Source organism: Afipia sp. P52-10 (assembly GCF_000516555.1).
Taxonomy (GTDB): Bacteria; Pseudomonadota; Alphaproteobacteria; order Rhizobiales; family Xanthobacteraceae; genus P52-10.
This window is the reverse complement of record NZ_AZSJ01000003.1, coordinates 2476517-2501097: the sequence shown is the minus strand read 5'-3', so window position 1 is coordinate 2501097 and position 24581 is coordinate 2476517. Positions and strand designations below refer to the sequence as shown.

The window sequence follows — 24581 nt, the reverse complement described above, 5'->3', positions numbered from 1 at the left end:
ACAATCGCTGGTCCCGTTCCTCGCAAACGGACCAGCCTTCGTCAAATCCCGTCGAGGCAGCGCAAGGCAGACCAGCGCGAACGCGGACCTGCAGAACGGCCGCGTGCAAACCTCACATCTTCGGGAGGGACATGGCTTCAGCGGAGCGTGGACGTTTTACTCCTTCACCGCGCCGGTGAGCGAGGAGACGTAGTAATCGACGAACAACGAGTAGAACAGCGCCACCGGCAGCGAGCCCAACAGCGAACCCGCCATCAAGGCGCCCCACTGATAGACGTCACCGGAGACGAGCTCAGTGAGGATCGCGACCGGAACGGTCTTGTTGGCGCTGCTCTGGATGAAGGCCAGCGAATAGATGAACTCGTTCCAGGACAGCGTGAAGCTGAAAATGCCTGCGGAGATCAACCCCGGCACGGCGAGCGGCAGCGTGATCCGTCGCAGGATCTGCAGCCGCGTCGCGCCATCGACCAGTGCGCACTCCTCGAGTTCGTAGGGGATCGACTTGAAGTAGCCGATCAACAGCCAGGTACAGAACGGAATCAGGAAGGTCGGAAACACCAGGATCAGCGCCAGCGGACTGTCGAACAGCCCGAACTGGACGACCACGGTCGCGAGCGGAATGAACAGGATCGACTGCGGCACCAGATAGGCGAGATAGATGCCGAGCCCGACATAGGGACTGCCCTTGAAGCGCAGCCGCTCGATCGCATAGGCCGCCAGCGTGCTCGCCACCAGCGACAGGACCGTCGCGCTGATCGCGACGATCATCGTCGTCCAGAGCCAGTGCGGATAGGCGGTGTTGAACAACAGATGCTTGATGTGCGCGAGCGTCGGCGAGGTGACCCAGAACGGATTGTGCGTCTTGTAGTCGAGCAGCTCGGCGTTCGGCTTCAGCGCGGTCAGCGTCATCCAGTAGAACGGGAACAGCAGGATGACGATGAAGCAGGCGAGCGGCAGGTAGATCGTCACCATCCGGCGGCTGCGCGAATCCCAGGACATCAGCTCCGGCGGCGCGGCCGCGGTGCTGGCGGGCGCTGCGGCGGGCTTGCCGCCGAGGGTTTCGGTATCACTCATTGTCGGCTCCGCGCTGCCATTTGCGGCGGCCGAGGCCGAAGTAGCTGAACAAGGTCGCGAACACCAGGAACGGGATCATCGACACGGCGATCGCCGCGCCTTCCGCCAGCTCGCCGCTGGCGATGCCGCGCTGGAACGCCAGCGTCGCCAGCAGGTGCGTCGAATTCACCGGCCCGCCGCGGGTGATGGCATAGACGAGCTGGAAGTCAGAGAAGGTGAAGATGATCGAGAACGTCATGACGATGGCGAGGATCGGCATCATCATCGGCAGGGTGATGTAGCGAAAGCGCTGCCAGGGCGTCGCGCCGTCCAGCATCGCCGCCTCATACAGCGACGGCGAGATCGTCTGCAGGCCCGCCAGCAGCGAGATCGCAACGAACGGGATGCCGCGCCAGATGTTGGCGGCGATCAGCGAAAACCGCGCCGACCATGGATTGCCGAGGAAATCGATATTGGTCTCGCGAACGCCGAGCACATCCACCAGCAGGTAGGAGATGATCGAGAATTGCGGATCGTAGATCCACCAGAACGCGATCGCCGACAGCACGGTCGGCACGATCCACGGCAGCAGCACGATGGCGCGGATCAAGCTCTTGAACGGCAGGTAGTTGTTCAGCAGCAGCGCCAGCCAGAAGCCGAGGGCGAACTTGCCGACCGTCGCGACGCCCGTATAGAGGATGCTGTAGAACACCGCATTCCACCAGAGCGGATCGCTCAGCAGATATTGAAAATTCTCCAGCCCGACGAACACGCCGCTGCGGCCGATCGTCGTGTCGGTGAAGGCGAGCCATATGCCGAGCCCCAGCGGGTAGGACAGGAACACGGTCAACAGGCCGATCGCCGGCGTGAGGCATAGGACGATCAGGAAGGGCTTGTAGTCGAACAGCCGCGCCAGCGGATTTGACCGCACGCGAACCTGTCTCTGTTCGATTGCGGTGGTCAGAGCCATGGCATCATCCTGGCATCCATCATCCTGGCCTCATCCCGGCGCGGCCGCTCCGTCGCGAACCGCTTCAGCGGCGGTAGTAGCGTTTGGCCCGCCGCTCGGCTTCCGCCGCGGCCGCTTCCGGTGTCGCGGCATCGGTCGCGACCGACGCGCACATCTGCACCAGCACGTAGTCGGCATTGACCGCGCCGCTCGCCTGCGAGATCGGCCCGCGATAGCCGGTGTAGAACTTGCTATTCATCACGTCCTTGAACAGCTGGACCTTCGGATCGCCGGACCACACCGCCGCATCCGCATAGGCCGCGAGCGGCTGCGACCAGTATCCGCTGTTGGCATTCAACCACGGCTCGTACTGCTCGCGCTCCAGCATGAACATGAGGAACGCCTTGGCCGCGTTCGGGAACTTGCTGTGCTTGAACACCATGGCGTTGAGGGTGAGCCCGGCCATCGGCGAACTGTCGGCGAGCCCCTTCGGCAGCAACTGGTGCTCGGAATCCTCAGCGACCGGCGCGGTGGCCGGATCGTTCTTCATCGAGAAGTAGAGCGAGACGCCGTTCGCGGTCATGCCGATCTCGCCGGACGAATAAGCGCGGTTGTTGCTGACGTCGTTCCACGAGGTCGTGCCGGCGATGAAGGTCGGGTACAGCTCCTTCAGGTAGCGCAGCGCGTTGATCGTCTCCTTGCTGTTGATGATCACCTCGCCCTGCTCGTTCAAGAGCGCCGCGTTGTGCGACCATAACAGCCAGTTGGCGAAACCGTTGCCGTCACCGACCGCGTTACCGAGCGCGAAGCCGGCCGGCTTGCCCGCCGCCTTCAGCTTCTTGCACAGGTCGAGGAAGCCGGCGTGATCCTCCGGCACCTTGTCATAACCCGCAGCCTTCACCAGCGACTTGCGATAGATCAGCGGGCCTGCGCTCGCACCGAACGGCAGGCCGATCCAGGCATTGCTCCCGTGCCGCTTGCCATAGCGCTGCGCCATGGTAAGCCAGCCGCCATAGCGCTTGCCGACGTAATCGGCGACGTCGGTCAGTTCGATCAGCTTGTCCATGTAGATGTGCGGCGCATCCGAGAAGCCGATGATGATATCCGGCCCGGCGCCGCTGTTGGCGGTGACCGCGGTCTGCTGGTTGATGTCCTCCCAGCCGACGAAATCCACCTTGACCTCGACGCCGGTCTTGTCGGTGAAGCGCTTGGCGTTGGCGCGGAACACATCCTCGTCGGGCTGCACGAAGCGGACCGGCCGCAGCATCCGCAGCCCGGCCCCGCTTTCGATCTTGAAATCCGGCGCCGGCACGTCCGCCGCCTTGATCGTCGATTGCGCCGAAGCCCTGGTCGCGAGCAATGCCGCAGCGGACAGGCCGAGGCCCAGTGCGCCGCGGCGGCTGATGTGATCCTGCATGACGTCCTCCCTCGTATGGCCTAGTTGATCGACATGCGATTGCCGCTCGCCACATCGAACACATGCGCCAGCGTCGGCTCCGGCGCGATGCGGATGACGTCGCCCGGCCGCGCATTGACCCGTTCGCGGAAGGTGCAGACCAGCGGCGTCTCGCCGATGCGGACCGAGACCTGAGTTTCCGAACCGGTCGGCTCGACCAGATGCACCTTGGCGGGAATGCCATCGTCCGGACGCAAGCGGATGTATTCCGGACGGATGCCGTAAACCGCCGGACGCTGCTGCAACGCTCGCGGCAACGGCAGCAGCGCGCCGCCTTCGGTTCGGAAGCCGTCGTCAGCGATCTCGCCCTTCAGCAGGTTCATCGCCGGCGAGCCGATGAAGCTCGCGACGAACAGGTTGGCGGGGCGATCGTACAGTTCCAGCGGCGAACCGATCTGCTCGACATTGCCGTCGCTCATCGCAACGATCTTGTCGGCCATCGTCATTGCCTCGATCTGATCGTGCGTGACGTAGACCGTGGTCACCTTCAGCCGCTGATGCAGATCCTTGATCTCCGCCCGCATCTGCACCCGCAGCTTGGCGTCGAGGTTGGACAGCGGCTCGTCGAACAGGAACACCTGCGGATTGCGGACGATCGCCCGGCCCATCGCCACGCGCTGGCGCTGGCCGCCCGACAACTGTCGGGGATAGCGATCGAGCAGATGGCCGAGCCCGAGAATCGCCGCCGCGCGGTTGACCTCGGCGCGGATCGTCGCGGCCGGTGTCCGCGCCAGCGTCAGCGAGAATGCCATGTTGTCGAACACGGTCATGTGCGGATACAGCGCATAGTTCTGGAACACCATGGCGATGTCCCGCTCCTTCGGCGCGACATTGTTGACGACACGCGGACCGATGCGGATCTCACCCGAGGTGATGTTCTCCAGGCCGGCGATCATGCGCAGCAGCGTGGATTTCCCGCAGCCGGAGGGCCCGACCAGCACGACGAACTCGCCGTCCGCGATGGTGACATTCACGCCATGCAAAACCTGAACGCTGCCGAATGCCTTGGTTACGTCGCAAATGTCGACACTCGCCAATTGCTCCTCCCACACACAGGCTTCTGTTGTTGTGTTGTTGGATTTGCTTTCGCGTTATCGCTCGCGAATTGATCGCACCTGCGTTGCCGTCTAGGTGCGAAGGCCGGCAGCCGCCGCTAGCTTTCGCTTCTTCCGCGGCATGCGCAACTGAAATTTATCGCTGTGTCGGTTTGCCGCTGAATCCGATCTCGCCACGCGTTCGAAACGTCGGCACCGCGATCGCGGTGCCGACTTTCGTCTAAGATCTCGCTCGCGACGCGGATGCGCGCGAGGCCGATCAACATCTCGTGCAATGCAGCGCGCCTATCGCGCCGCAGCAACATCGTGCATCAGCAATGTTCCGGCGCGCCATGCGCGACCGGGCTGCCGCCATCGCGGGCCGTTAGCTAACTGTTCGGGCCGCGATCCATGCCGACCGGCTGCCAGCGCCGAAGCTGCGTGGTCTGCAGCACCGTCGGATTGACGCAGCTCATCGGCCAATAGCCCGACAGCACGAGCCAGAGCTCATAGCCGACACGGCGCTTGCGGGCCTCGTCGAAGCGGGCCGAAGCCGAGGCGACATGCGCCGTCAGCGTCACGTTCTCCATCGACAGCAGCGGATTGTTATGGGAGGGCGGCTCCTTCTCCAGCACGTCCAGCGCCGCATGCGCGATCCAGCCCTCCTGCAGCGCGCGGATCAACGCCTGTTCGTCCACGGTCGGACCGCGGCCGGTGTTGATGAAGATCGCCGACGGTTTCATCTGGCGGAAATGCGTCTCACCCAGCATATGGTGCACCTCGGGCCGCGCCGGCGCATGCATCGAGACGAAATCCGACTGTGCCAGCACCTCCGACAGCGTCGCCGGCAGCACGCCGTGATCCGACATCAGCGTTTCGTCGATGAAGGGATCGTAGGCGATCATCCGCAGGCCGAACGGCGCCGCACGCTTGGCGACCAACCGCGCCACCCGCCCGAACGAGATGAAGCCCAGCGTCTGGCCGGTGAGCCGCGGAATCTTGAGCAGCGCCGGCCGTCCCTCCGCCCAGCGCCCGTCCCGCGCCATCCGATCCTGGACGATCAGCCGGCGAAAGCCCGCGAGCAGCAGCATCATGGCATGGTCGGCCACCTCCTCGATGAAGGTGTCAGGCACATTGGTCACGGGAATGCCGCGCGCGCTGGCCGCCTTCACGTCGACGCTGTCGACGCCGACGCTGCCGAGCGAAATCACCTTGCAATTGTCCAGGCTGTCGATGATCGCCTTGGTCATCGGAATGCCCTTGGCGTAGATCGCATCGGCATTACGCGCCGCGGCGATGAAACCCGCCTCGTCGGCCGGCGCCTCGACGATCTCCGCATCGATCGCCGCCAGCGCCTCGCTTTCCAGCGCATAGCCGCCGCCGGCGGTGGTGAAGCTTGCGCCCTTGGGGGTGACAACCTTGAACTTTGCCATGCTGCGTCCTCTCCCGATCTGCTGCTTCCATGCGCCTTGTATCCCGGCCGACCGCCGTGGCAGCGCTTGTCGCGATGCCGCGCGCGGCCGTCATGGTGAACGGCGCTTGCCGCAAGGTTAGCGAGCGGGAATTGTCGGGGTCAATGTGCGCTGCCGCGCGAGGCGGCGTTTCCGGACGGCGAGACCGCTGCCACCGCATGGGCGAAAGCCATGCGGAAAGCGGGCTTTCGCTCAGAGCCGGCCGCGCAGCAGGCTGATGATGAAGATCGGGATCGGCACCGACAGCGTGATCCAGGACAAGCCGTCCCAGAAGCCGTCGCCGACCAGCGCGAACACGAGGCCGGCGCCGCCGAGCACCGCCAGGATCGCTGGAATCGTGAAGATCTGCGCGGCCGTCTGCCGGACCGGCTTGCGAAAGGCGCCACTGGTCATGGGGAGGTCACCGGTCGGGTCGTTTCGGCATCGAACGCTGCGGGCTGCGCGGCCGCCACGCTTCGCCGCCGTCGCAGCCAGAGATAGAGGCCGGTGACCAGGATGACGATGGTCGCAACGTCCAGGATCGCCCAGATGATCTTCAACGGCATGCCGCCATAGTCACCGAAATGCAGCGGCTGCGAAATCAGCAGCGTCGAGACGTACCACGGCAGTTCGCGGCTGTCGGTGAGTTCGCCGGTCTCGGCGTCGATCAGGGCCGGCTTCAACAGGCGCGACGTCAATGGCGTATCGCCGCGCAGGAACACCGCATAATGGCTCTTGCTGCTGAACAGCGTGCCCGGATAGGCGACGAAGGACGGCTTCATATGCGGCTCCGCCCGCTGCGCGGTGCGCACCGCCGCCTCGACCGAGGTCAGCCGGGCCGGCGCGGGCCGGTCGCGATAATGCGCCGTCATCTCCGCGAGCTGGCCATATTGCCAGATCTTGATGACCAGATCGGCCCAGGTGTTGATGACGCCTGTGAAGCCGACCACCAGCGTCCACATCACCAGCGCGATGCCCGCGAGGTTGTGCACGTCCAGCCAGCGCACCACCCGCGGCCGGTCACGGCGGTAGGTACCGAACTTCAGTTTCCGCATCGACGGCGCATAGACGACGATGCCCGACACGATCGCCACGCAGAACAGGATGCCCATTAGGCCGAGGAACAGCTTGCCGGGCAGGCCCGCGAACATGTCGGTGTGAAGCTTCAGCATGATGTAGGTGAAGCGCCGGGTGAAATCCGGCGCGTCGAGATAGGCGGCGCTGTAGGTATCGACCCGCACGAAGCGATTGGTCGACGGATCGGAATCGAGCGACTTGTTGACGCTGAGCAGCATCGCGCTCGGATCGTGCGGGTCCCAGACCAGGAAGTGCACGACCTGCCCCGGCTCACGCGCGAGCCCGTTCGTCACCACCTGATCGAGATTGGCCGGCGGCGTGCCGGGCGGCACCGGCGCAGCCTTGACCTGCTCGTGCAGCAGCTCATCGATCTCCTCGTGGAAGATCAGCGGCAGCCCGGTCACGCACAACAGCAGCATGAACACGGTGCAGATGACGCTCGACCACTTGTGGACCCAACTCCACCGCCGCAACGATACAGCACTCAAGGCCAACGGGATTCTCCTAGTTCCAGCTATACTTCAGCGTGCCGAGGACGGTGCGGCCAGCGCCCAGTCCGCAGTAGACGATGCTGGTTCCGCACGAGGCGACATAATACCGGTCGGTCAGGTTCATCGCATTGACCTGCGCCTTCCAGCCCTTCAGGTCCGGCCGCAGGTAGGCGAAGTCGTAGCTGATCGATGCATCGTAGAGCACATAGGACGGGATCACGAAGGTATTGCCGGCGTCGCCGTAGCTTTCGCCGACGTAACGCACGCCGCCGCCGAGGCCGAAGCCTGCCAGCGGGCCTTCGTACCAGGTGTACTTCGCCCACAGCGAGGCCTGGCTCAAGGGCGTGTTCTGCAGATATTTCCCGGTGTTGCCGGCCACACTCTTCGTCACCTTCGGATCGAGATGGCTGAAGCCGCCGACGATTTCCAGCTCGCGGGTGATGTTGCCGCGCGCCTCGAATTCGTAGCCGCGCACGCGGGCTTCGTCGGTCTGCGTGTTGAAGAACGGATTGGTCGGATCCGCCGTCAGCACGTTCTTCTGCAGGATGTCGAACACGGCGGCGGTCAGCATCAGGTTCGAACCGAACGGCTGGAACTTGATGCCGGCCTCCTTGCCTTCACCGGTGGTCGGCTTGAACGACACGCCGGTCAGGCTGACGCCGGAGTTCGGCACGAACGAGGTCGAGTAGTTCACATACGGCGATAGACCGAAGTCGAACAGATAGTTGAGGCCGACGCGGCCGGTCGATGCCGAGTCGTTGCGGGCGTAGAGCCCGGCCATCGGATAGACGCCGGTGCTCACGTTCTCGGTCTTGACCCAGTCCTGCCGCCCGGTCAGCGACAGCGTCCAGCGATCGAACTTGATCTGGTCCTGGACGTAGACGCCGGCCTGGCTCTGTGTGGTGTGGACCTTGATGAATGGCGCCAGCGACGCCGGCGGCGCGGCGACGGCGCCATAGACCGGATAATAGGCATCGATTGGCGCGATCGGCGTGGTGCGGAAATCCGAATGGCTGTCGATGTTCATGTAATCGACACCGAACAACACCTTGTGCTTCAGCCATCCGGTCGCGAAATCGGCCTGCAGCTGGTTGTCGAGCGCGATGTTCTTCGAATCCGACACCACGTAGTTCATCGTGCGGGCGATGCTGCGCATGTCGGGAAGCACGCCTTCGACGCGCGCCGCCGCGAGATTGTTCCTCACCTCCATGTAACGCAGGTTCTGACGGAACTGCAGGAATTCGTTGAAGCGGTGCTCGAAGGCATAGCCGATGCCCGCCTGCTCCAGCTTGTAGCGGTCGATGCCGGGCTCGCCGAGATAGCGGCTGTAGGGGACACGCCCATAGGGAGCCGGGAACAGGCTGAGCTCGCCCGGCACGAACTGCTGATAGCCTTTATTATCGGAGACCCGATAGTGCGCCAGGATCGTGAACGTGGTGTCGATGTTCGGCCGCCAGGTAAAGCTCGGCGCAATGAAGAGCTTGTTGTCCTGCTGGTAGTCGATCTGCGTATCGCTTTTCTGGCCAAGACCGACGATGCGGTAGAGGAACTCGCCGTTCTTGTCGATCGGTCCGCCGATATCGAACGCGCCCTGGAAGCGGTCGTGCGAACCGAACTGTCCCTGGACCTCATAATGCGGCGCAGCCTGCGGCCGCTTGCTGACCATGTTGACGAGACCGCCGGGGTCGCTCTGGCCGTAGAGGCCGGAGGACGGGCCTTTCAAGATCTCGATCCGCTCCAGCCCGTAGGTCTCGACGCGCGGATAAGCGAACTGGCTGCCCGGATCGAGCGGCAGACGAAGGCCGTCGAGATAGCGCGGCGCATCGAAGCCGCGGACCTTGACGCTGTCGAAGAACGCGTTGGCGCTGTAGGAATCGAGCGCAACGCCGGGCGTATAGCGCAGCGCCTCGGAAATGGTGGTCGCCTGCTGGGCGGTGAACTGATCCTTGGTGACCACCGAGACCGACTGCGGCGTTTCCAGGATCGGCGTGTCGGTTTTGGTGCCGGTCGCGCTGCGGGTTGCGACATAGCCGACCACCGGTCCGTTTGCCCGTTCGCCGCCGCGACCGCCGTCGCCAGTTTCGGGAGCCTGTGCCTCCACGCGCTGCGGCGGAGGGGCCGCGGCCGGCGCCCGCCGCACCGGAGCGCGCCGCGCCACGCGGGCCGGCCTGCGCTGCGCCTGCACCCGGATTTCCGGCAGCGATGAATCAGACTGCGCCCTCGCCTGGGCCGCCGCCGGCGATGCCGGCGCCTCCAATGCCAAGAACGCGATCCCCCATACGCCGCTGATCGCCGTGCCTAGCGCAAGCGTCGTCATCCGTGCACGCAGCATTCACAATTCCCCATCCTCAAGAGCCCGCCTCACTTACAAGCGTCGGAACGAGCGTCGCCACGCCGGCCGCTATCGCAAAACGTTGGAATGATGTCGCGAGAAACAGTTTAGAAGCGCTCGAAACAGCGGGACTCACCGCTGCTCGCGCGCGAGCTCCTTGCCGGGCGGATGACCGAAACGGCGGCGATAGGCGGCGGTGAAGGCGGCCGGGCTCGCGAAGCCGACGCGGTATCCGGCCTCCGCGATCGTCAGACCGTGGTCGATCAGAAGCGCACGCGCCATCAGGAGGCGCTGATCGCGCACATAGCCGAAGATCGTCGTGTCGAACACCGCCTTGAAATTCGCCTGCAACGTCGTGACGTTGACCCCGACGCGCCGCGCCAGTTCCAGCGTCCGCGGCGGCGCGATCAGATCGGCATCGAGGATGTCGCGTGCCTCCATCACCCGGTCGTAATGGCGGCGGCCCATCAGCGCGACGACGCGACGCTCCTGCTTGAGCAGTTCCGCCACCTCGACGAGGTAGGAGAGCGTATTGCTCTCCAGGAACAGTTGCCCGAGCTCGCCGGTGTAGGGATGGTCGAGGGCCCTATTGGCGATCTCGACCAGCCGAGGCGAGCGGGCCAGCGCCTCGGTGCGGAAGTCCACATCGAGGAAATCGCGCAACACCGACAGGCCATCGTCGGCGATATCGCCACCGAAACGCTCGAAGAAGCTCCGCCGCAAGATGAATCCCGCCGTCCGGCAATGCCGGTCGGCGATGCACATGCGGCGGCAGCGGGTGGTCTTGCCGAAGCCGTAGAGCACAGGCCGTTCGAAGCGTTGCACGACGGAGCCATGGCTGCCAACCTCCATCGGGTCGGCATCGCCGCGCAAGAGTAACCCGCAAACCAGCGCCGGCTGCATATCGACGACGAATTCCCGGGTCGACAGATAGGTGACGTCGAAAGCGGTCGCCGTCAGCCCGGGCTGGACCTCGTGCGCCAACAGCGTACCGGCATAGATCGGCGTCTCCACGCTCTGCGCCGAGAGATCGACCGGCGCGACGCCGAGCGCCAGCTCGGCGCCGACGCGAACCAGGTCAGAAACGCTGAACCCATTCGTCGCGACGTGATGGGTGATTCCCATGAACGCAAACCATGACCGCAGATCCCGAACGCAAACCCTGAGCGCAGGCGCGCCGGAACCGAGGCCGGTGGGCGCGACATGCCTCAGATGCGTTCCTACAGACCTGCGGCGGACAGAGCACTTAGACTGCCTCCAAAGAGCAGCTTTCTTGGAGCGAATCTAAACAAGCGCTGGTCCGGACACGCACGGCGCCCGTCGTCAGGTGGCCCATTCGCCCTTGCGCATCACCGGCTCACCGCTGCCATCGTGGCCGATGCCATCGACATCAATCTCTCCGGAACCGATCATCCAATCGATATGGATCAAGCTGGTATTGGCGCCGCGCTCCAGCAACTGCTGCTGTGTCAGCGAGGCGCCGTTGCGCATGCATTTGGTGTAGGACTGGCCAAGCGCGATGTGGCTGGCGGCGTTCTCATCGAACAGCGTGTTGTAGAACAGGACTCCGCTCTTGGAGATCGGCGACGAATGCGGAACCAGCGCGACCTCGCCGAGGCGGCATGCGCCTTCGTCGGTGGCCAGCACCTTGGCCAGCACGTCGGCGCCGGTGCGGGCATGGGACTCGACGATGCGGCCGGCCTCGAAGCGGACGGCGATGTCCTGGATCAACGTGCCCTGATAGGACAGCGGCTTGGTGCTGCGGACCACACCATCGACGCGCAGCCGATGCGGCGTCGAGAACACCTCCTCGCTCGGAATGTTGGCATTGCAGACGATGCCGTTCTTGGCCGTTGCCGCACCGCCCTCCCACCAGTGATCGTCGGCGAGCCCGACGTTGAGGTCGGTACCAGGACCGCGAAAATGCAGCGCCGCATAACGCTTGGCATTGAGCTGCGCGGTGCGTGCATGCAGCGCATCGTTATGCCGCCGCCAAGCCGCGACCGAATCCGGACCGTCGACGCGCGAGGCCGCGAAGATCGCGTCCCACAGCTTGGCGAGCGCGAGGGGGGCGGGATTGTCCGGGAAGACTGCCTTCGCCCAGGCCGACGTCGCATAGGAAACGATGCTCCAGTTGATGTCGAAATTGACGATCGGCTCGAGCGCCGGCTTGTAGGCCTCCGAACGCGCACGGTTGGCCCGCGCCACCCGGCCCGGGTCCTGCTCCGACAGAAGCGAAGGGTCCTCGCCGACGATCGCGAGCCGTGCGGCACCATTGCGATAAGCCACGGCCATGCCGTCGAACAGCCAGCCCGGCGCCTTGTCGAAGCTCTCCTCCGGCGCATAGCGGAACCGCTGCAAGGTTGCCGCATCGTCTGAATAGAGCGTCGTCACCAGCGAAGCTCCGGCCCGGTAGGCCTGTTCCGTGATCAGCCGCGCCAGCGGCAGCGCCTCCACCGGCGCCGTCATCACCAGTTCCTGTCCGGCCCGCAGGCCCAGACCGACATTCACGGCCACCTTGGCCAGTTCGTTCAATCGCTCTTGCAACTGTTCTTGATGGGGTACGGTCATTCCGAGGCTCCGACACACAGGCCGGGCATCATATCGTGCTTCCCGACAGGGACGCAAAAGCGCAAACGGACCCGAAGGCGGAGGCGCCGTCGCATCACCGCGCGCGTCGGTTGCGTTTTACACGGCTCCGGCATGCGCTATCGTCATCCGACCCCGTCCAGGAGCATCCCAAGTATGGCTACCGTCCATCTGATCAGCGAAAGCGGTCTCGCACAGACCATCCGCGCTCGCACGCACCACCTGACCGCGGATGAGCCGGTGAGCTCCGGCGGCACCGACACCGGGCCTGCGCCTTACGAGCTGCTGCTGGCGTCGCTTGCCGCCTGCACCTCGCTGACATTGAGAATGTATGCGGACCGCAAGGGCTGGTCGCTCGGCCGCATCGCGGTGGACGCGCGGTTCGGCCGCGACGAGGCCGGCAACGAAAGCATCGATCGCGAGGTGTCGTTCGGCCAAACGCTGACCAAGGAGCAGCGCGACCGGCTTGCCGACATCTGCGAGAAGACGCCCGTCACCAAGACGCTGAAGCGCGGCACACCGATCCGCACGACGCTGCTATGATGTGACCCACTGCGGTCGGGCCGGTCTCACGCCATCAGCGAGAAAGATGAAGCAAACACCGGATCGGGAATTCTTATGTCGTTCCCGATCCGGAAGAGGTCATCGTCACATGATGCCGTCAGATCAGCGGAGTGCAGTCACGTGAAGGTGTAGTGCTGCGCCATGGCGCTCTTCACGTCGGTCATGTGCGTATAATATTGCAGGAAGGTGCCGTTGTAGTTGCCGTCCTGCCGGCGCTGATCCTCGCCCTCGAAGTTGTAGTAGCCGGGCGTGCACTCCTTATTGCGGTTGGTGCGACCGCGGTTCTTGATTACCTCGTCAACCCACCACTGCTCGGTGTCCGGCTTCGCATCGATCGTGGTATGGCCGTTGTCGCGGACAAACTTGATGCAGTCGGCGATGTATTCGGCCTGGGTCTGCAGCATGAAGGTCAGGTTGAACTGGAACGAGGCCTGATAGCCGCCCATGATGAACAGGTTCGGGTAGCCTTGCGAGTGCACGCCGAAGACGGTGCGCATGCCTTCCTTGTACTTGTCGTTCAGCTCGAGGCCGCCCTCGCCGCGGATCTCGTTGTAGATGCCGGTCTTCTGCACCACGAAGCCGGTGGCGTAGATCAACAGGTCGAGCGGATACTCGCGGCCTTCGAACATCGGCCCTTTCTCGCTGATCCGGGTGATGCCCTTGCCGTCGGTGTGCACGAGATGCACGTTCGGACGATTGAACGCCGGCAGATAGACGTCGTCATAGGTCGGCCGTTTGCAGCGATGCATGTACCACGGCTTCAGCGCATCGGCGGTCGCCTTGTCCTTGACGATCTCATCGACGCGCCGGTGGATGCGCATCATATGCTCGATGTTCTGATTTTCCTGGCGGCGGATTTTCTCCTCGCGCGGCAGGTTCGCCAGCTCGATCTTCTCCTCCTCGGTGAGGATGCGGCCCTGCATGTGCTTCATGCGGCGCTCGCGCTGCCAGCCCGGCTTCAGGCTCGCCGCCCACTCCGGATCGGTCGGAATGTCGTCGCGGATGTCGATCGCCGAGGGCGTGCGCTGGAACACGTAGAGTTCCTTCGCAGCAGCCGCCACGCGCGGAATGATCTGCACCGCGGATGCACCGGTGCCGATGATGCCGACGACCTTGTCGCCAAGCTTCGAGAGATCCTGGCCGGTGTAGTTATAATCGAAGCGCGAGGTGTGGAACGAATGTCCCTTGAAGCTCTCCATGCCGTCGATCCTCGACAGCTTCGGCTGTGACAGCGTGCCGTTGGCGACGATGACGAAGCGCGCGGAGATCTTGTCGCCGCGATCGGTGCCGATCCGCCAGAGCTTGGCCTTCTCGTCCCAGATGGTCGAGGTCACCGTGGTCTGGAACACGGCGAGATCGTAGAGATCATAACGGCGGGCGATCTCCTGGCAGTGCGCGTAGATTTCCGGGCCCTTGGCGTAATAGCTCGGCGGCACCTTGCCCATCTCGTCGAGCAGCGGGATGTAGTCGTAGGAAGGGGTGTCGCAGGCGATGCCGGGATAACGGTTCCAGTACCAGGTACCGCCGACGTCGGCGCCGCGCTCGATGATGCGGATGCTCTTCACGCCGCGCTCGCGCAGGCGCGCGGCAGCCAGCAGCGCCGAGAAGCCGCCGCCGATGCAAAGGCACTCCACCGTATCGACGATCGGCGCGCGCTCGATCGGCGTTTCGACGAACGGATCGATCTCGTATTTGGCGAGATTCGGATCGTCGTCCAGGTTGGTGATGTATTGCGACTTGCCTTCGGGACGGAAGCCAAGACGCAGGTCGCGCTCCTCGGCGAACTTCTTCTTGATGCTGTCGTAATAGGCCTGCGGCTTGGTCGCGGTGTCCTTCAGCGGATCGATCACGAGCCGGCCGGCAACCCGATGCTCCGGCGCCTTCGGCGCGGATGCTTCGGAGGCCGATTGTTCGGGTGCAGACGCCCTGGCTGTCGCGGCGTTGGTGTCAGACATGCGACGTGTTCTCCGGTCTTGGTTTCTTCTTATGGGCCGACGCGTCCTTATGGTGACGCGCGAAATGGCTCGATCACGGCGCGCCGAGACCTCCCACCGCTACCAATCGACCATACCCCCGGGCCATCTTTCAAATGCTATTTTCCGGCGAATACATATCAAAACGGCATGCATGGAGACTGGCGCATGCGCTAGATATGAGATGGCGCACGATGCCGGATCGAGCACCGGAATCGGCGGAACGCGGAAACGAGGAAAAGACATGGTCCTTCGTCACCTGCCATTTTTCATTGCGGCCGCCGAGGAGGAACACTTCGAGCGTGCCGCATCGCGCCTGGGCATCGCACAGTCGGCCCTATCGCGGCGCATCAAAGCGATGGAGGACGAACTCGGCGTCGCCCTGTTCGAGCGCTTTCCCCGCGGCGTACGGCTGTCGCTGGCAGGCAAGCAGCTCTATGAGGACACGCGGCAGCTGACGCGAAATTTCCAGCTCGCGACCGACCGCATCAAGCGGCTCGCCCAAGGGGTGGAAGGCTCCCTGCGCGTCGGCATCAACGAAATCGTCGCCCGGACGCCGATCGTTCTCAAGCTGATCCAGCAGTTCCGCGCCAAGCATCCCCATATCGATCTGGATCTGAAACCGCTCGGCAGCCGGCGGCAGATCGAGTTGCTCGCATCCGGCGGCCTCGATGTCGGCTTCGTCTATCGCTCTCCGCCGGACCCGAAGGATCTCACCTTCGCCGATCTCGGCCGCCACTCCTATGTGCTGGCGATGCCGAAAAAGCATCGGCTCGCCACCCGCAGGGTGATCTATCTGCGCGATCTCGCCGACGAGCAGTTTGCCTGGATTCCCCGCGCGGTGAGCGCAGTCGCCTACGACAACCTGATGAACGCCTGCATCGCCAAGGGCCTGTCGCCGCGGATCGTCTACGATGCAAGGGCGGGCGAAGGCATCCTCTCGCTCGCCTGCCTCGGCCTTGCGGTCGGCTTCGTCAACGCAGAGCGCGTGCGCCAGCTCAACGATCAGACGGTCATGGTGCGCCGTGTCGCCGACCTCGACGTCACTCTCAACTTTGCGATGGCCTGGCGCTCGTCCGACCGCTCCGCGCCGCTGAGCAAGTTCCTGACGCTGCCGCGATAGCCGGTGCGCCGCTGCCCGGCTCACGGCGCGAAACTGATATCGGCCAGCACCGGCAGGTGGTCGGAATGCCGGCGGGCGTCGCGGTCGGTCCAGGCGCGCCGGATGGTGCCGTTCGACGCCGTATAGATGCGGTCGAGCCGCAACAGCGGCCAGCGCGCCGGAAAGGTCCGCAGCCGCGTCCGCATCGGGCAGCGGCGCGCCAGCACGCGCCGCACCGATTTCACCCAGAACCAGTCGTTGAAATCTCCGGCGATGATCACGCGCGGCGCATCCGCCAGCCGGATCAGCGCCTGCGCCTGTTCATAGCGTTCATGGATGCTGAGACCGAGATGGGTGGCGATCACCTTGACCTCGCCGATCGGCGTCTCGACGCAGGCTGCGATCGCCCGGCGCGGCTCCCGCTCCTGGTAGGACACATCGCTGACGACCGGAACGTCCGCGAACGGCCAGCGGCTGAGCAGAACCTGACCGTAGTCGCCGTCGCGGGTGACGATCGAGCGGGCTTCCGCGCGGTGGATGCCGACGACATCCGCCAGGCGCGCAAACGGATCGTCGGTGCGGCCACGCGAATCCACCTCCTGCAGCGCGACGATATCCGGCGACCACTTGCGGATGATCGCCGACACGCCCTCCAGATCGAAATGCGGATTGAGCGCGAACGTGCCGTGCACATTCCATGTCATCACCCGGATCGTGTCCGTCACCGGCGCCGTCCAATGAACCATGTCACCACGAACTGCACCGCCAGGCAGACCGCCACCCAGAGCACGATCGTCAGCCCGAGCATCAGGGCATTGCCCCACGATGCGTTGCGGGCGAAGTCGGCGATCTGCGCCCCAAGCGCCGCCATGACGACGAGGCCCGGCGCCATCCCGAGCAACGTGCCGAGCAGGAAATCGAACAGCCGCAACTGGCTGGCGCCCGCCAGCAGGTTGACGATCGAGAACGGCGCGATCGGGACCATGCGGATGACGGCAACAGCGAGCACGCCCTTGTCGACGATCCGCCGCTGCACGCGCAGCGCCCGCGCGCCGAGCAGTGTCTGCAGCCGTTCGCGGCCGAGCCCGCGGCCGATCAGGAACACCACCAGAGCGCTTGCCATGACGCCGGCAGTTGCCGTCGGCAAGCCGATCCATGGCCCGAACGCCGCGGCGGTCGCGGCGATCAGCACAACCACCGGAAAGACGATCAGCCCTCCGGCCACGAAGGCGAGCACCGCAAACAAAGGCGCCAGCGCCGAATGCGCGTATGCACCCAGCAGGCCTGCGATGAACGGTACGTTCGCATAAGAGCGCAAGGGCGTGTAGCGCCAGGCCAGCGCCAGGCCTGCGAGCGACACGACGAGGCCGACGATCACCAGGATCGTCCTGGGCGACCAGAGACGGCGGGCCGCGTGCAGCAGGTTCAGCGGACGGGGCGGATCGGCGATCGGCTGGACGAGAGCCGCCAACGTTGCGAACGCGGTCGCATCGGATTCGATCGGCTGCAGCGTCCTTGCCGCACCGGACGCCGCGAGCTTATCGAGAAAGCCGAACAGGTCGGCGTCCTTGCCGGCCATCTCGTGGGCGGTCAGGCCGCAGTGATGGGCCAGCAGCTCATGCCGTAACGCAACGACGGTCCGGCACTCGCGATCCGACCGCGCTTCGATCGCCACGTCGCATTCGGTGTCCGCACCCATCGAGCGGTTGTTCAGGTTCGCCGATCCAATCCGCAACAGCTTGTCATCGACGATCATCACCTTGCTATGGATCATGACCGGCGTGGACAGAGACCCGTCTCTGATGAGCGGATAGAGGATCCTGATGCGCTCGGCGATGCCGGCTTCGACGAACGGCCGCAGGAAGCCATCGCGACCGCTCTGCATCGCCTGCGATTCAAACCAGGAGGCATGCATCTTCGGCGTGATGATCAGCACGCGCAAGTCTGCGACCTCGCGCATCCGCTGCGCCAGCAGATGCGCGATCTCCGTCGCGCTCGTGAACTGATTCTCGATATAGATCAGCCGCCGTGCTGCGCGGATCGACGCATGAAACAGACGATCGACCTCCTGCACCGCGGGCCGGCCCGCATCGCCGAGTTCGGTTCGGGCAATTCCGACCGAGACGTTTTCGAACTGCGGCTTGACCGACGCCGGCCAGCGGTCGCCGGCAACCGCAGCCGCAGCGTCGACCGTGCAGCCGGCGGCGCGCCAGCGCCGCACCGCAAGCTCGCCGAACGCGCGGGCCGCTGCACCATCGACCATGCATTGCACGTCGTGGAACGGCGGGTACGGCACCCCGGCGGGATCGTGCCGGAACGGATGCGCGAGGCGATGCTCGGTCGTATCCCAGCGGCGGATGGTCAGATCGAGGCCGCCCGCGAACGCCACCGCGTCGTCGATCACCACGAACTTCTGATGCTGCGCCGAGCCTAAGGGAAGCGAGGAATCGAGACAGAATGTCAGCCGCCCGAAGCCGCCGGCGGAGAACCGCGCCGCCGAATCCCATTCGCGTTCGGCGGCGTAGAGCGTGGCGAAGTCCCAGATCAGGATGTTGATCTTGAGCTCGGTCTTCGCCGCCAGCAGCGCCGAGAGAAAGGGCGCGAGCGCGACCGGCAGATCATCGTCCGGCTTGCCCGATGGGCCGACCAGCGCCGTCTCGCTATGGATATCCCAGCCGATGATGTAGACCTGTCGCTCGGCCAGCAGCAATGCGGCGCGGAGCGCGGCGAAATAGTCAGCCGCATCATTGAGCACGGCGCAGCGCTCTGCCCCGCACACGCGCCAGACCGTATCGCCCGGCACCAGGATCGACGAAGGGCGGAACTGCTCCATTCACCGCGGACCGGCTAGCGCCCCGTATTTCCGACGCTGCCCGGAAATCCCGGACTGGACGGATTGTCTCCGGGCAACCCGCTCGGCGACGCGCCGGTCCCGATCGATCCCGGGGTCGACGTGTTCGGAACGCCGGCGACTGGCGGCGCACCCGTCGGCGCAGGCGATGACAGGCCGGAGCCGGTGGTGCCTGGGACAGAGGAACCAGCCGGTGGCACCGTCGCACCTGGCATCGTTCCAGGCGAGCCGACGCCCGGCGTTGTTCCTGTGCCCGGCGTCGCCGGGGAAACGCTGGGACTCGGCGTCGCACCGAGGCTCGATCCCGCGGGCCCGGTGGTGCCGCCCGCCGTTTGCGCCTGGGCGTGGCCTGCGAACGCCATCAGCATGACGGTTGCGAAACAGATCATACGCATGGGGTCTCTCCTTCCGATGATCCAACAGCGAAAGCAGAGAGCCGTTCCATCACGCACGAGCCGAGCGCGCGGACGGCATGATCTGGTGCAGCGTCGCTACGCGCTCAGCTCATAATCGGACGGATCGAGGTGCTCGGTCATGTTCCGATAATCGACAAGGCGCCACGGCGAGTTCATCACGACGCGGCCGTGCTTGTTCTTGTACCAGTTGGTCATCGCCGGATGCGACCACACCATCTTGCTCAGGGCGGCGTCGACCTTCTCGTTGTAGCGCTCGAACGGCGCGCGGCGGCATTCGATCGACCGCGCCCCTGATTCCAGCAGCTCGCGAATGCCCTCCATCGCGTAGCGGATCTGACATTCCGAATGGAAGATCGCGCTGCCGCCATGGGCGAGATTGGTGTTCGGCCCGTAGATCAGGAACAGGTTCGGATAATCCGGCATGGTGATGCCGAGATAGGCGCGCGGATCGTCGTCGCCCCACCAATCGCGCAGCCGCTTGCCCTGCCGCCCATAGACCTCGAGCGGCCCCAGCATGCGTGCCGCCTGGAATCCGGTCGCGAGCACGATCGCATCCACCGGGTGGCGCCTGCCGTCGGCGGCGACGATGGCGTCACGCTCGATGTGGGCGATCTTCTCGGTGACGAGTTCGACGTTCGGACGGCGCAGCATCTCGTACCAGTTGTTGTCGCGAAGCATGCGCTTGCCGAACGGCGGATACGGCGGCACGGTCTTCGCGAGCAGGTCCGGCCGGTCTCCGATCTGGCTGGTGATGTAACCGATCAGCTCCTCGCGCATCCGATGGTTTTCGGCGTTGATCGATAACGCCGGCTGACTCCAGCTTGGATCGATCTGCAAAGTGCGATGGAAGCCGTCCGAGGCCGCCCAGAACAATTGGAAGCGGAACCAGCTGACATAGAACGGCACATGGCGGATCACCCACTTCACGTCATCGCTGACGCGCGCGTGGTACAGTGGATGCCGGATCGCCCAGTGCGGCGAGCGCTGGAAGATCGTCAGTTGCGCGACATCGCCGGCAATCGACGGCGCGGTTTGCATGCCGCTCGCGCCGGTGCCGATCATCGCCACGCGCCTGCCCCTCAGCTCCACGTCCGACCGCCACTGGGCGGTGTGGAAGGCCGGCCCGGCGAAATCGGCAAGGCCGCTGATGGCGGGGATCGCCGGCCGGTTGAGCGCGCCGACGCAGGGAACGAGCACGTTGGCGGCAAGCTCACGTTCGGTGCCGTCACCGGCACGGGTGCGCACCCGCCAGACGCACGCGGCTTCGTCGTAGCGCGCATCGATCACCTCCTCGCCGAATCGGATCGATTTGCGGACATCGAACCGTTCGACGCAGTCGACGATGTACTTCAGGATCTCGTCGCGCTTGGCGAAGAACGACGACCATTCCGGGTTCGGCGCGAAGGAATAGGAGTAGAAGTGGCATGGCGTATCGACGCCGCAGCCGGGATAGCGGTTCTCGAGCCAGGTGCCGCCGACGTCCTCGTTCTTCTCGATGATGGTGTAGGGAATGCCGGCCTGCTCCAGCGCCACCGCCATGCCGATGCCGGAGAAGCCGGCGCCGATGACGAGCACGCGGAAATCCGCAAGCCGCTCCGGCGACACCGGCTTGCGCCAGGGCACCGACCGGTAGTCGCGTGGATCGAACCCCGCTTCCTCGCGAAACACCGCATTGTATTCGGCCGGCACCGCAACGCCGACGGAGGCGTGCATCATCCGCGTGAGCAAATCATCGGAGATCGTCACCGGCTCGGCGCGGCCGCTGGCGAGAGCCTGCAAGGCCTCGACCAGCGCCTGTCGGATACGCTGCTGCAAAGCCTCCGGAAGGTCGGCCAGAAAGCTCCAACCGCCCTTGATGTGCGGCGCTGCCTCCTCGATCCAGCGCGGATCGCCAGTCAGATGCACGAGCGACATCATCAGCGGCACGATGTCGGCCCCATCGAGCGCGCGCCTCAGCCGATCCACGTCCGCACACGCCGCCTTGGCCTGCTCGCGTATCCTTGCCGACATCTCATCCTCCCGCCGCTTTGGCCCAAGAACCGGCCCGATCCCATGAGGACCGAGTGTAGCCTTGTTTGTTCTCTATTTTGGTTTTATTCTCAATTTAGAGAACACTGAGACAGCCGCGTTGTCAACGGCCGTCCGCTTGCGGCATACGGGACTGCCGCATCGCTGCAGCCGGAGCCGATCGATGAACAAGGGGACTGTGCGGGTCCTGAATGCCCTGAGCCTGTTCACCCAGCAGCCTGTCTGGGGCGTGACCGAGCTCAGCCGCGAGCTCAACTGCTCGAAGAACTCGGCATTCCAGGCGCTCGATACTCTGCTGAAGGAGGGCTACTTGGTGCGCAACGCGACCGGGCAGCGCTACCAGCTCGCGCATCAGGTGCTGACCTTCGGCCTCGCCGCCGAATCGACCGACGTACGCTCGCTGTGTCACCCCTATCTGCAGCGCATCCACGAGCTGACATCCGAGAGCACCTTCCTGGCGATCCTGGTCGGCCGCTCGTGCGTGTGCATCGACAGCATCCAGACCCAGGGCGTCACCGTCGGCTACTCACCGCTCAGCCAGCCGATCCCTTTGCATGCGGGCACCGGCGCGCGCCTGCTGCTCGCCTATCTGAGCGACGAGGAGATCGAGCGCTACATCGAGCTCGAAACGCCGCTGCGCGCCTTCACGCCGACCACGATCACCGATCCGCAGGCGTTGTGGGACGAGGTGCGCCTGATCCGGCGTGTCGGCTTCGCGCGCGGCTATCAGGACTTCTCGACCGGCGCGAACTTTCTGGCGTTCCCCGTGATCGGCCCGGCCGAGCGGCTGCTCGGCACCATCGTCGTCGGCGGACCGCTGTTCCGCTTCACCCGCGAAGTCGCCGACCGCTGCATTCCGGATATCCAGGCGCTGATGGACGAGCTCAACCAGCACGCCCGCATGTTCCCTTCGATGCCAGTAGTAATGTTCTGACCTCTCATCCGAGGTCGATCGCATCCGGGCTGACATGCTCATAATGCGGCGCCAGCGACGCCGGGCCGCGCGCCACCACATCCTGCAGCGCTGCAATGACCTGTCGCGCCTGGTCGATCTGGCCGCGCGACTGTTCCAGGCTCACCATCAATCCTTCGAGCGCGACCGACGCGAACATCGACCAGCCCGGATGCGAGACCGGAAACGCCAGATCGTAGCCGCCGCTCTCCAGCGAACTCACCTGATAGGCATAGCCCTGCACGCGGATGCGCGCGCACTGCTCGCGCACGCTCTCGGCCACCACCCGGTCGAGCCGCTGCAACGCCCGCGTCAGCTCCTGCTCCGGCAGCTGCGCCAGCATCGCCAGCGATGGCGCGCCGGACGTCAGCGGCCGGGTCTCGCCGATCGGCGCGACGTTGACGATCGAACTCGTACCGGAAATGAGCGCGATACGGACCGCATACCAGCCGAGCCGGATGAACAGCGAGGAGCTGTAACCCGACAGCAGCGTCAGTTGCTGCAGATAGGGCAGCGCCAGATCGCGGATCGGAAACTGCGCCATGAAGGCGTAGGCGAGCCGCTGCCCCGACTTGCCGATCACGAAACGCGCTGAGCCGTTCTGACGCGCGACATAACCCGCCGCTTCCAGCGTGTTCAGCGCACGCGCGGCCGTACTGAGCGGCAATCCAAGCATCTTGGCGATGTCGGCCGCACCCAGCGCACCATCCGCCTTGGACATCTCCCGCAGGACTTCGAAAACGGTGCGGGACGACTTGACGGCCAATGTCGGCTTCCTCTCTCGCGCGATCCGCCGGGGCTGACGCCGCCGTGCCGCGACTCGCTGCTGCGGGTCTGCTGATTGCCATACGGGCCGCGGGTTCGCGACCGCCGCGACCGTGCGCTCAGTTGACAACCCAAACGTTGTCGCTCATTGTCCCATATTATAGATAAAAAACCAAAATAAAGAACAATAATAACGATCCAAACACCAGGGAGGAGGAGCATGAGGCTTTCGCGACGCGCGTTTGGAGCAACCGCCCTCGCCGGGGCCGTCAGCCTCGCCGGCCGGCGGAGCTACGCGCAGACCGACAAGGTCAAGATCGGCGTGCTGACCGACATGTCTGGCGTGCTTTCGGCGGTGCTGGGCCAGGGCTCCGTGGACGGCACGCGGATGGCGGTCGAGGACTTCGGCGGCTCGGTTAACGGCATGCCGGTCGAAGTCGTGTTCGCCGATCACCAGAACAAGCCTGACATCGGCTCGGCGATCGCGCGCCGCTGGCTCGATCAGGAAGGGGTCGATGTTATCACCGATCTCGGCAACTCCGCCGTCGCGATCGCCTGCCAGAGCATCGTCAAGGAAAAGAACAAGACGATCATCATCAGCGGCGCGTCGAGTTCGGACCTCACCGGCAAGTACTGCAACCCGCACTCCTTCCACTGGGGTTACGACACCTACATGCAGAGCGCCGGCACCGCGACCGAACTGACCCAGCAGGGCGGCGACTCGTGGTTCTTCCTGACAGCCGACTATGCGTTCGGCCACGCGCTCGAAATCGACGCGACGCGCAAGGTCGAGGAGAACGGCGGCAAGGTGCTCGGCAAGCTCCGCTTCCCGCCCAACACCCTCGACATGGCCTCGCTGCTGCTGCAGGCGCAGAACTCGCGCGCGAAGGTGATCGGCCTGATCGCCAGCGGCGACGATCTCGAACGCTTCATCAAGCAAGGCAACGAATTCGGCATCTGGAAACGCCAGAAGGCCGCGGCCTTCGGCCTGCAGCTCTACAACGTGATGTCGATCGGCGTGGATGCGATGGAAGGCATCGTCCACAACAGCATCTTCTATTGGGACCGCGACGACAAATCCCGCGACTTCGGCCGCCGCTTCTGGAAGCGCAATGGCAAGCCGCCTTCGGAGGCGCATGCGATCGCCTACAGCGCCGCGACGCAATTCCTGAAGGCCGTTCGCGCCGCGGGAACGAAGGACACCGCCACCATCCTGAAGGCGCTGCACGAGATGCCGGTCGACGACCTCGTCACGCCGAACGGCAAGGTGCGCGCCGACGGGCGGCTGATGCGGCCGACTTGGCTACTCGAGGTGAAGCCGAAGAGCGAGATCAAGGAGACCTGGGATGTCTTCAAGGTGGTGCGCGAGCTTCCAGGCGAGAGAGCCTTCAAGCCGCTGAGCGAAAGCACCTGCCCGCTGGTCAAGACCTGAAGCGTGATCCGGAACAGTGTGCAGCGGTTTTCCGAAAGGATCACGCTTCAACAAATAAGTTCAGCA

General features: G+C 64.7%; 20 protein-coding genes. 4 read left to right on the top strand and 16 right to left on the bottom strand.

The annotated features are described in order from the left end of the window. Nucleotides 1-156: 156 nt before the first annotated feature. The 10 genes from X566_RS13110 to X566_RS13065 all read right to left on the bottom strand — a co-directional run bounded on the left by X566_RS13110 (nucleotide 157) and on the right by X566_RS13065 (nucleotide 12414). Nucleotides 157-1074, bottom strand: coding sequence for a carbohydrate ABC transporter permease (locus X566_RS13110; RefSeq protein WP_034466890.1), 918 nt, complete (start codon nucleotides 1072-1074; stop codon nucleotides 157-159). Continuing rightward, a complete protein-coding gene (locus X566_RS13105) occupies nucleotides 1067-2023 on the bottom strand; it encodes a carbohydrate ABC transporter permease (RefSeq protein WP_034466887.1) in 957 nt (318 codons plus the stop codon). The genes X566_RS13110 and X566_RS13105 overlap by 8 nt, the downstream gene beginning before the upstream one ends. A gap of 64 nt (nucleotides 2024-2087) precedes the next feature. Next, the gene (locus tag X566_RS13100) at nucleotides 2088-3419 is read right to left on the bottom strand and encodes an ABC transporter substrate-binding protein (RefSeq protein WP_034466883.1); all 1332 of its coding nucleotides are present in this window, start codon (nucleotides 3417-3419) and stop codon (nucleotides 2088-2090) included. A gap of 20 nt (nucleotides 3420-3439) precedes the next feature. Next, on the bottom strand, nucleotides 3440-4495 hold the full coding sequence (locus tag X566_RS13095; RefSeq protein WP_034466880.1) for an ABC transporter ATP-binding protein: 1056 nt from the start codon (nucleotides 4493-4495) through the stop codon (nucleotides 3440-3442). A 386-nt stretch (nucleotides 4496-4881) separates the two neighbouring features. After that, nucleotides 4882-5925 (bottom strand): C-terminal binding protein, encoded by a 1044-nt coding sequence (locus tag X566_RS13090; RefSeq protein WP_034466878.1) that lies wholly within the window; start codon nucleotides 5923-5925, stop codon nucleotides 4882-4884. 231 nt (nucleotides 5926-6156) lie between these two features. After that, on the bottom strand, nucleotides 6157-6357 hold the full coding sequence (locus X566_RS13085) for a hypothetical protein (protein WP_034466876.1): 201 nt from the start codon (nucleotides 6355-6357) through the stop codon (nucleotides 6157-6159). After that, a complete protein-coding gene (locus X566_RS13080) occupies nucleotides 6354-7514 on the bottom strand; it encodes a PepSY domain-containing protein (RefSeq protein WP_034466874.1) in 1161 nt (386 codons plus the stop codon). Before X566_RS13080 ends, X566_RS13085 begins: the two co-directional genes overlap by 4 nt. A 10-nt stretch (nucleotides 7515-7524) precedes the next feature. After that, on the bottom strand, nucleotides 7525-9843 hold the full coding sequence (locus X566_RS13075) for a TonB-dependent siderophore receptor (protein WP_244434739.1): 2319 nt from the start codon (nucleotides 9841-9843) through the stop codon (nucleotides 7525-7527). Between the two features lie 132 nt (nucleotides 9844-9975). Continuing rightward, nucleotides 9976-10968 (bottom strand): AraC family transcriptional regulator, encoded by a 993-nt coding sequence (locus tag X566_RS23945; RefSeq protein ID WP_051444066.1) that lies wholly within the window; start codon nucleotides 10966-10968, stop codon nucleotides 9976-9978. A gap of 198 nt (nucleotides 10969-11166) precedes the next feature. Continuing rightward, the gene (locus X566_RS13065; protein WP_034466872.1) at nucleotides 11167-12414 is read right to left on the bottom strand and encodes an aminopeptidase; all 1248 of its coding nucleotides are present in this window, start codon (nucleotides 12412-12414) and stop codon (nucleotides 11167-11169) included. 174 nt (nucleotides 12415-12588) lie between these two features. Here X566_RS13065 and X566_RS13060 point away from each other — a divergent pair, with 174 nt between their 5' ends. Continuing rightward, nucleotides 12589-12975, top strand: a complete 387-nt coding sequence (locus X566_RS13060) for an OsmC family protein (protein ID WP_034466868.1) — start codon at nucleotides 12589-12591, stop codon at nucleotides 12973-12975. A gap of 137 nt (nucleotides 12976-13112) precedes the next feature. Here the strand turns inward: X566_RS13060 and X566_RS13055 are convergent, their stop codons facing one another. Next, a complete protein-coding gene (locus tag X566_RS13055; protein WP_051444065.1) occupies nucleotides 13113-14951 on the bottom strand; it encodes an NAD(P)/FAD-dependent oxidoreductase in 1839 nt (612 codons plus the stop codon). 262 nt (nucleotides 14952-15213) lie between these two features. Here X566_RS13055 and X566_RS13050 point away from each other — a divergent pair, with 262 nt between their 5' ends. Next, nucleotides 15214-16092, top strand: a complete 879-nt coding sequence (locus X566_RS13050) for a LysR family transcriptional regulator (protein ID WP_160170468.1) — start codon at nucleotides 15214-15216, stop codon at nucleotides 16090-16092. A gap of 20 nt (nucleotides 16093-16112) precedes the next feature. On the opposite strand, the gene X566_RS13045 is transcribed toward X566_RS13050, so the two are convergent. From X566_RS13045 to X566_RS13030, 4 genes are all read right to left on the bottom strand, one after another. Next, on the bottom strand, nucleotides 16113-16796 hold the full coding sequence (locus tag X566_RS13045; protein ID WP_244434738.1) for an endonuclease/exonuclease/phosphatase family protein: 684 nt from the start codon (nucleotides 16794-16796) through the stop codon (nucleotides 16113-16115). Further along, nucleotides 16793-18904 (bottom strand): VTT domain-containing protein, encoded by a 2112-nt coding sequence (locus X566_RS13040; RefSeq protein WP_081740161.1) that lies wholly within the window; start codon nucleotides 18902-18904, stop codon nucleotides 16793-16795. Before X566_RS13040 ends, X566_RS13045 begins: the two co-directional genes overlap by 4 nt. A gap of 14 nt (nucleotides 18905-18918) precedes the next feature. After that, nucleotides 18919-19317, bottom strand: a complete 399-nt coding sequence (locus X566_RS25010; protein WP_081740160.1) for a hypothetical protein — start codon at nucleotides 19315-19317, stop codon at nucleotides 18919-18921. 96 nt (nucleotides 19318-19413) lie between these two features. Further along, a complete protein-coding gene (locus X566_RS13030) occupies nucleotides 19414-21348 on the bottom strand; it encodes an NAD(P)/FAD-dependent oxidoreductase (protein WP_034466860.1) in 1935 nt (644 codons plus the stop codon). A gap of 181 nt (nucleotides 21349-21529) precedes the next feature. Between X566_RS13030 and X566_RS13025 the strand changes: the two genes are divergently transcribed. Next, the gene (locus tag X566_RS13025) at nucleotides 21530-22300 is read left to right on the top strand and encodes an IclR family transcriptional regulator (RefSeq protein ID WP_034466857.1); all 771 of its coding nucleotides are present in this window, start codon (nucleotides 21530-21532) and stop codon (nucleotides 22298-22300) included. A 4-nt stretch (nucleotides 22301-22304) separates the two neighbouring features. Here the strand turns inward: X566_RS13025 and X566_RS13020 are convergent, their stop codons facing one another. Then, nucleotides 22305-23084 (bottom strand): IclR family transcriptional regulator, encoded by a 780-nt coding sequence (locus X566_RS13020; protein ID WP_034466854.1) that lies wholly within the window; start codon nucleotides 23082-23084, stop codon nucleotides 22305-22307. 219 nt (nucleotides 23085-23303) lie between these two features. On the opposite strand from X566_RS13020, the gene X566_RS13015 reads away from it, so the two are divergent. Further along, nucleotides 23304-24515 carry an ABC transporter substrate-binding protein gene (locus tag X566_RS13015; protein ID WP_034466852.1) on the top strand — a complete coding sequence of 404 codons (1212 nt, stop codon included), beginning with the start codon at nucleotides 23304-23306 and terminating at the stop codon, nucleotides 24513-24515. The last annotated feature ends 66 nt before the right edge of the window (nucleotides 24516-24581 follow it).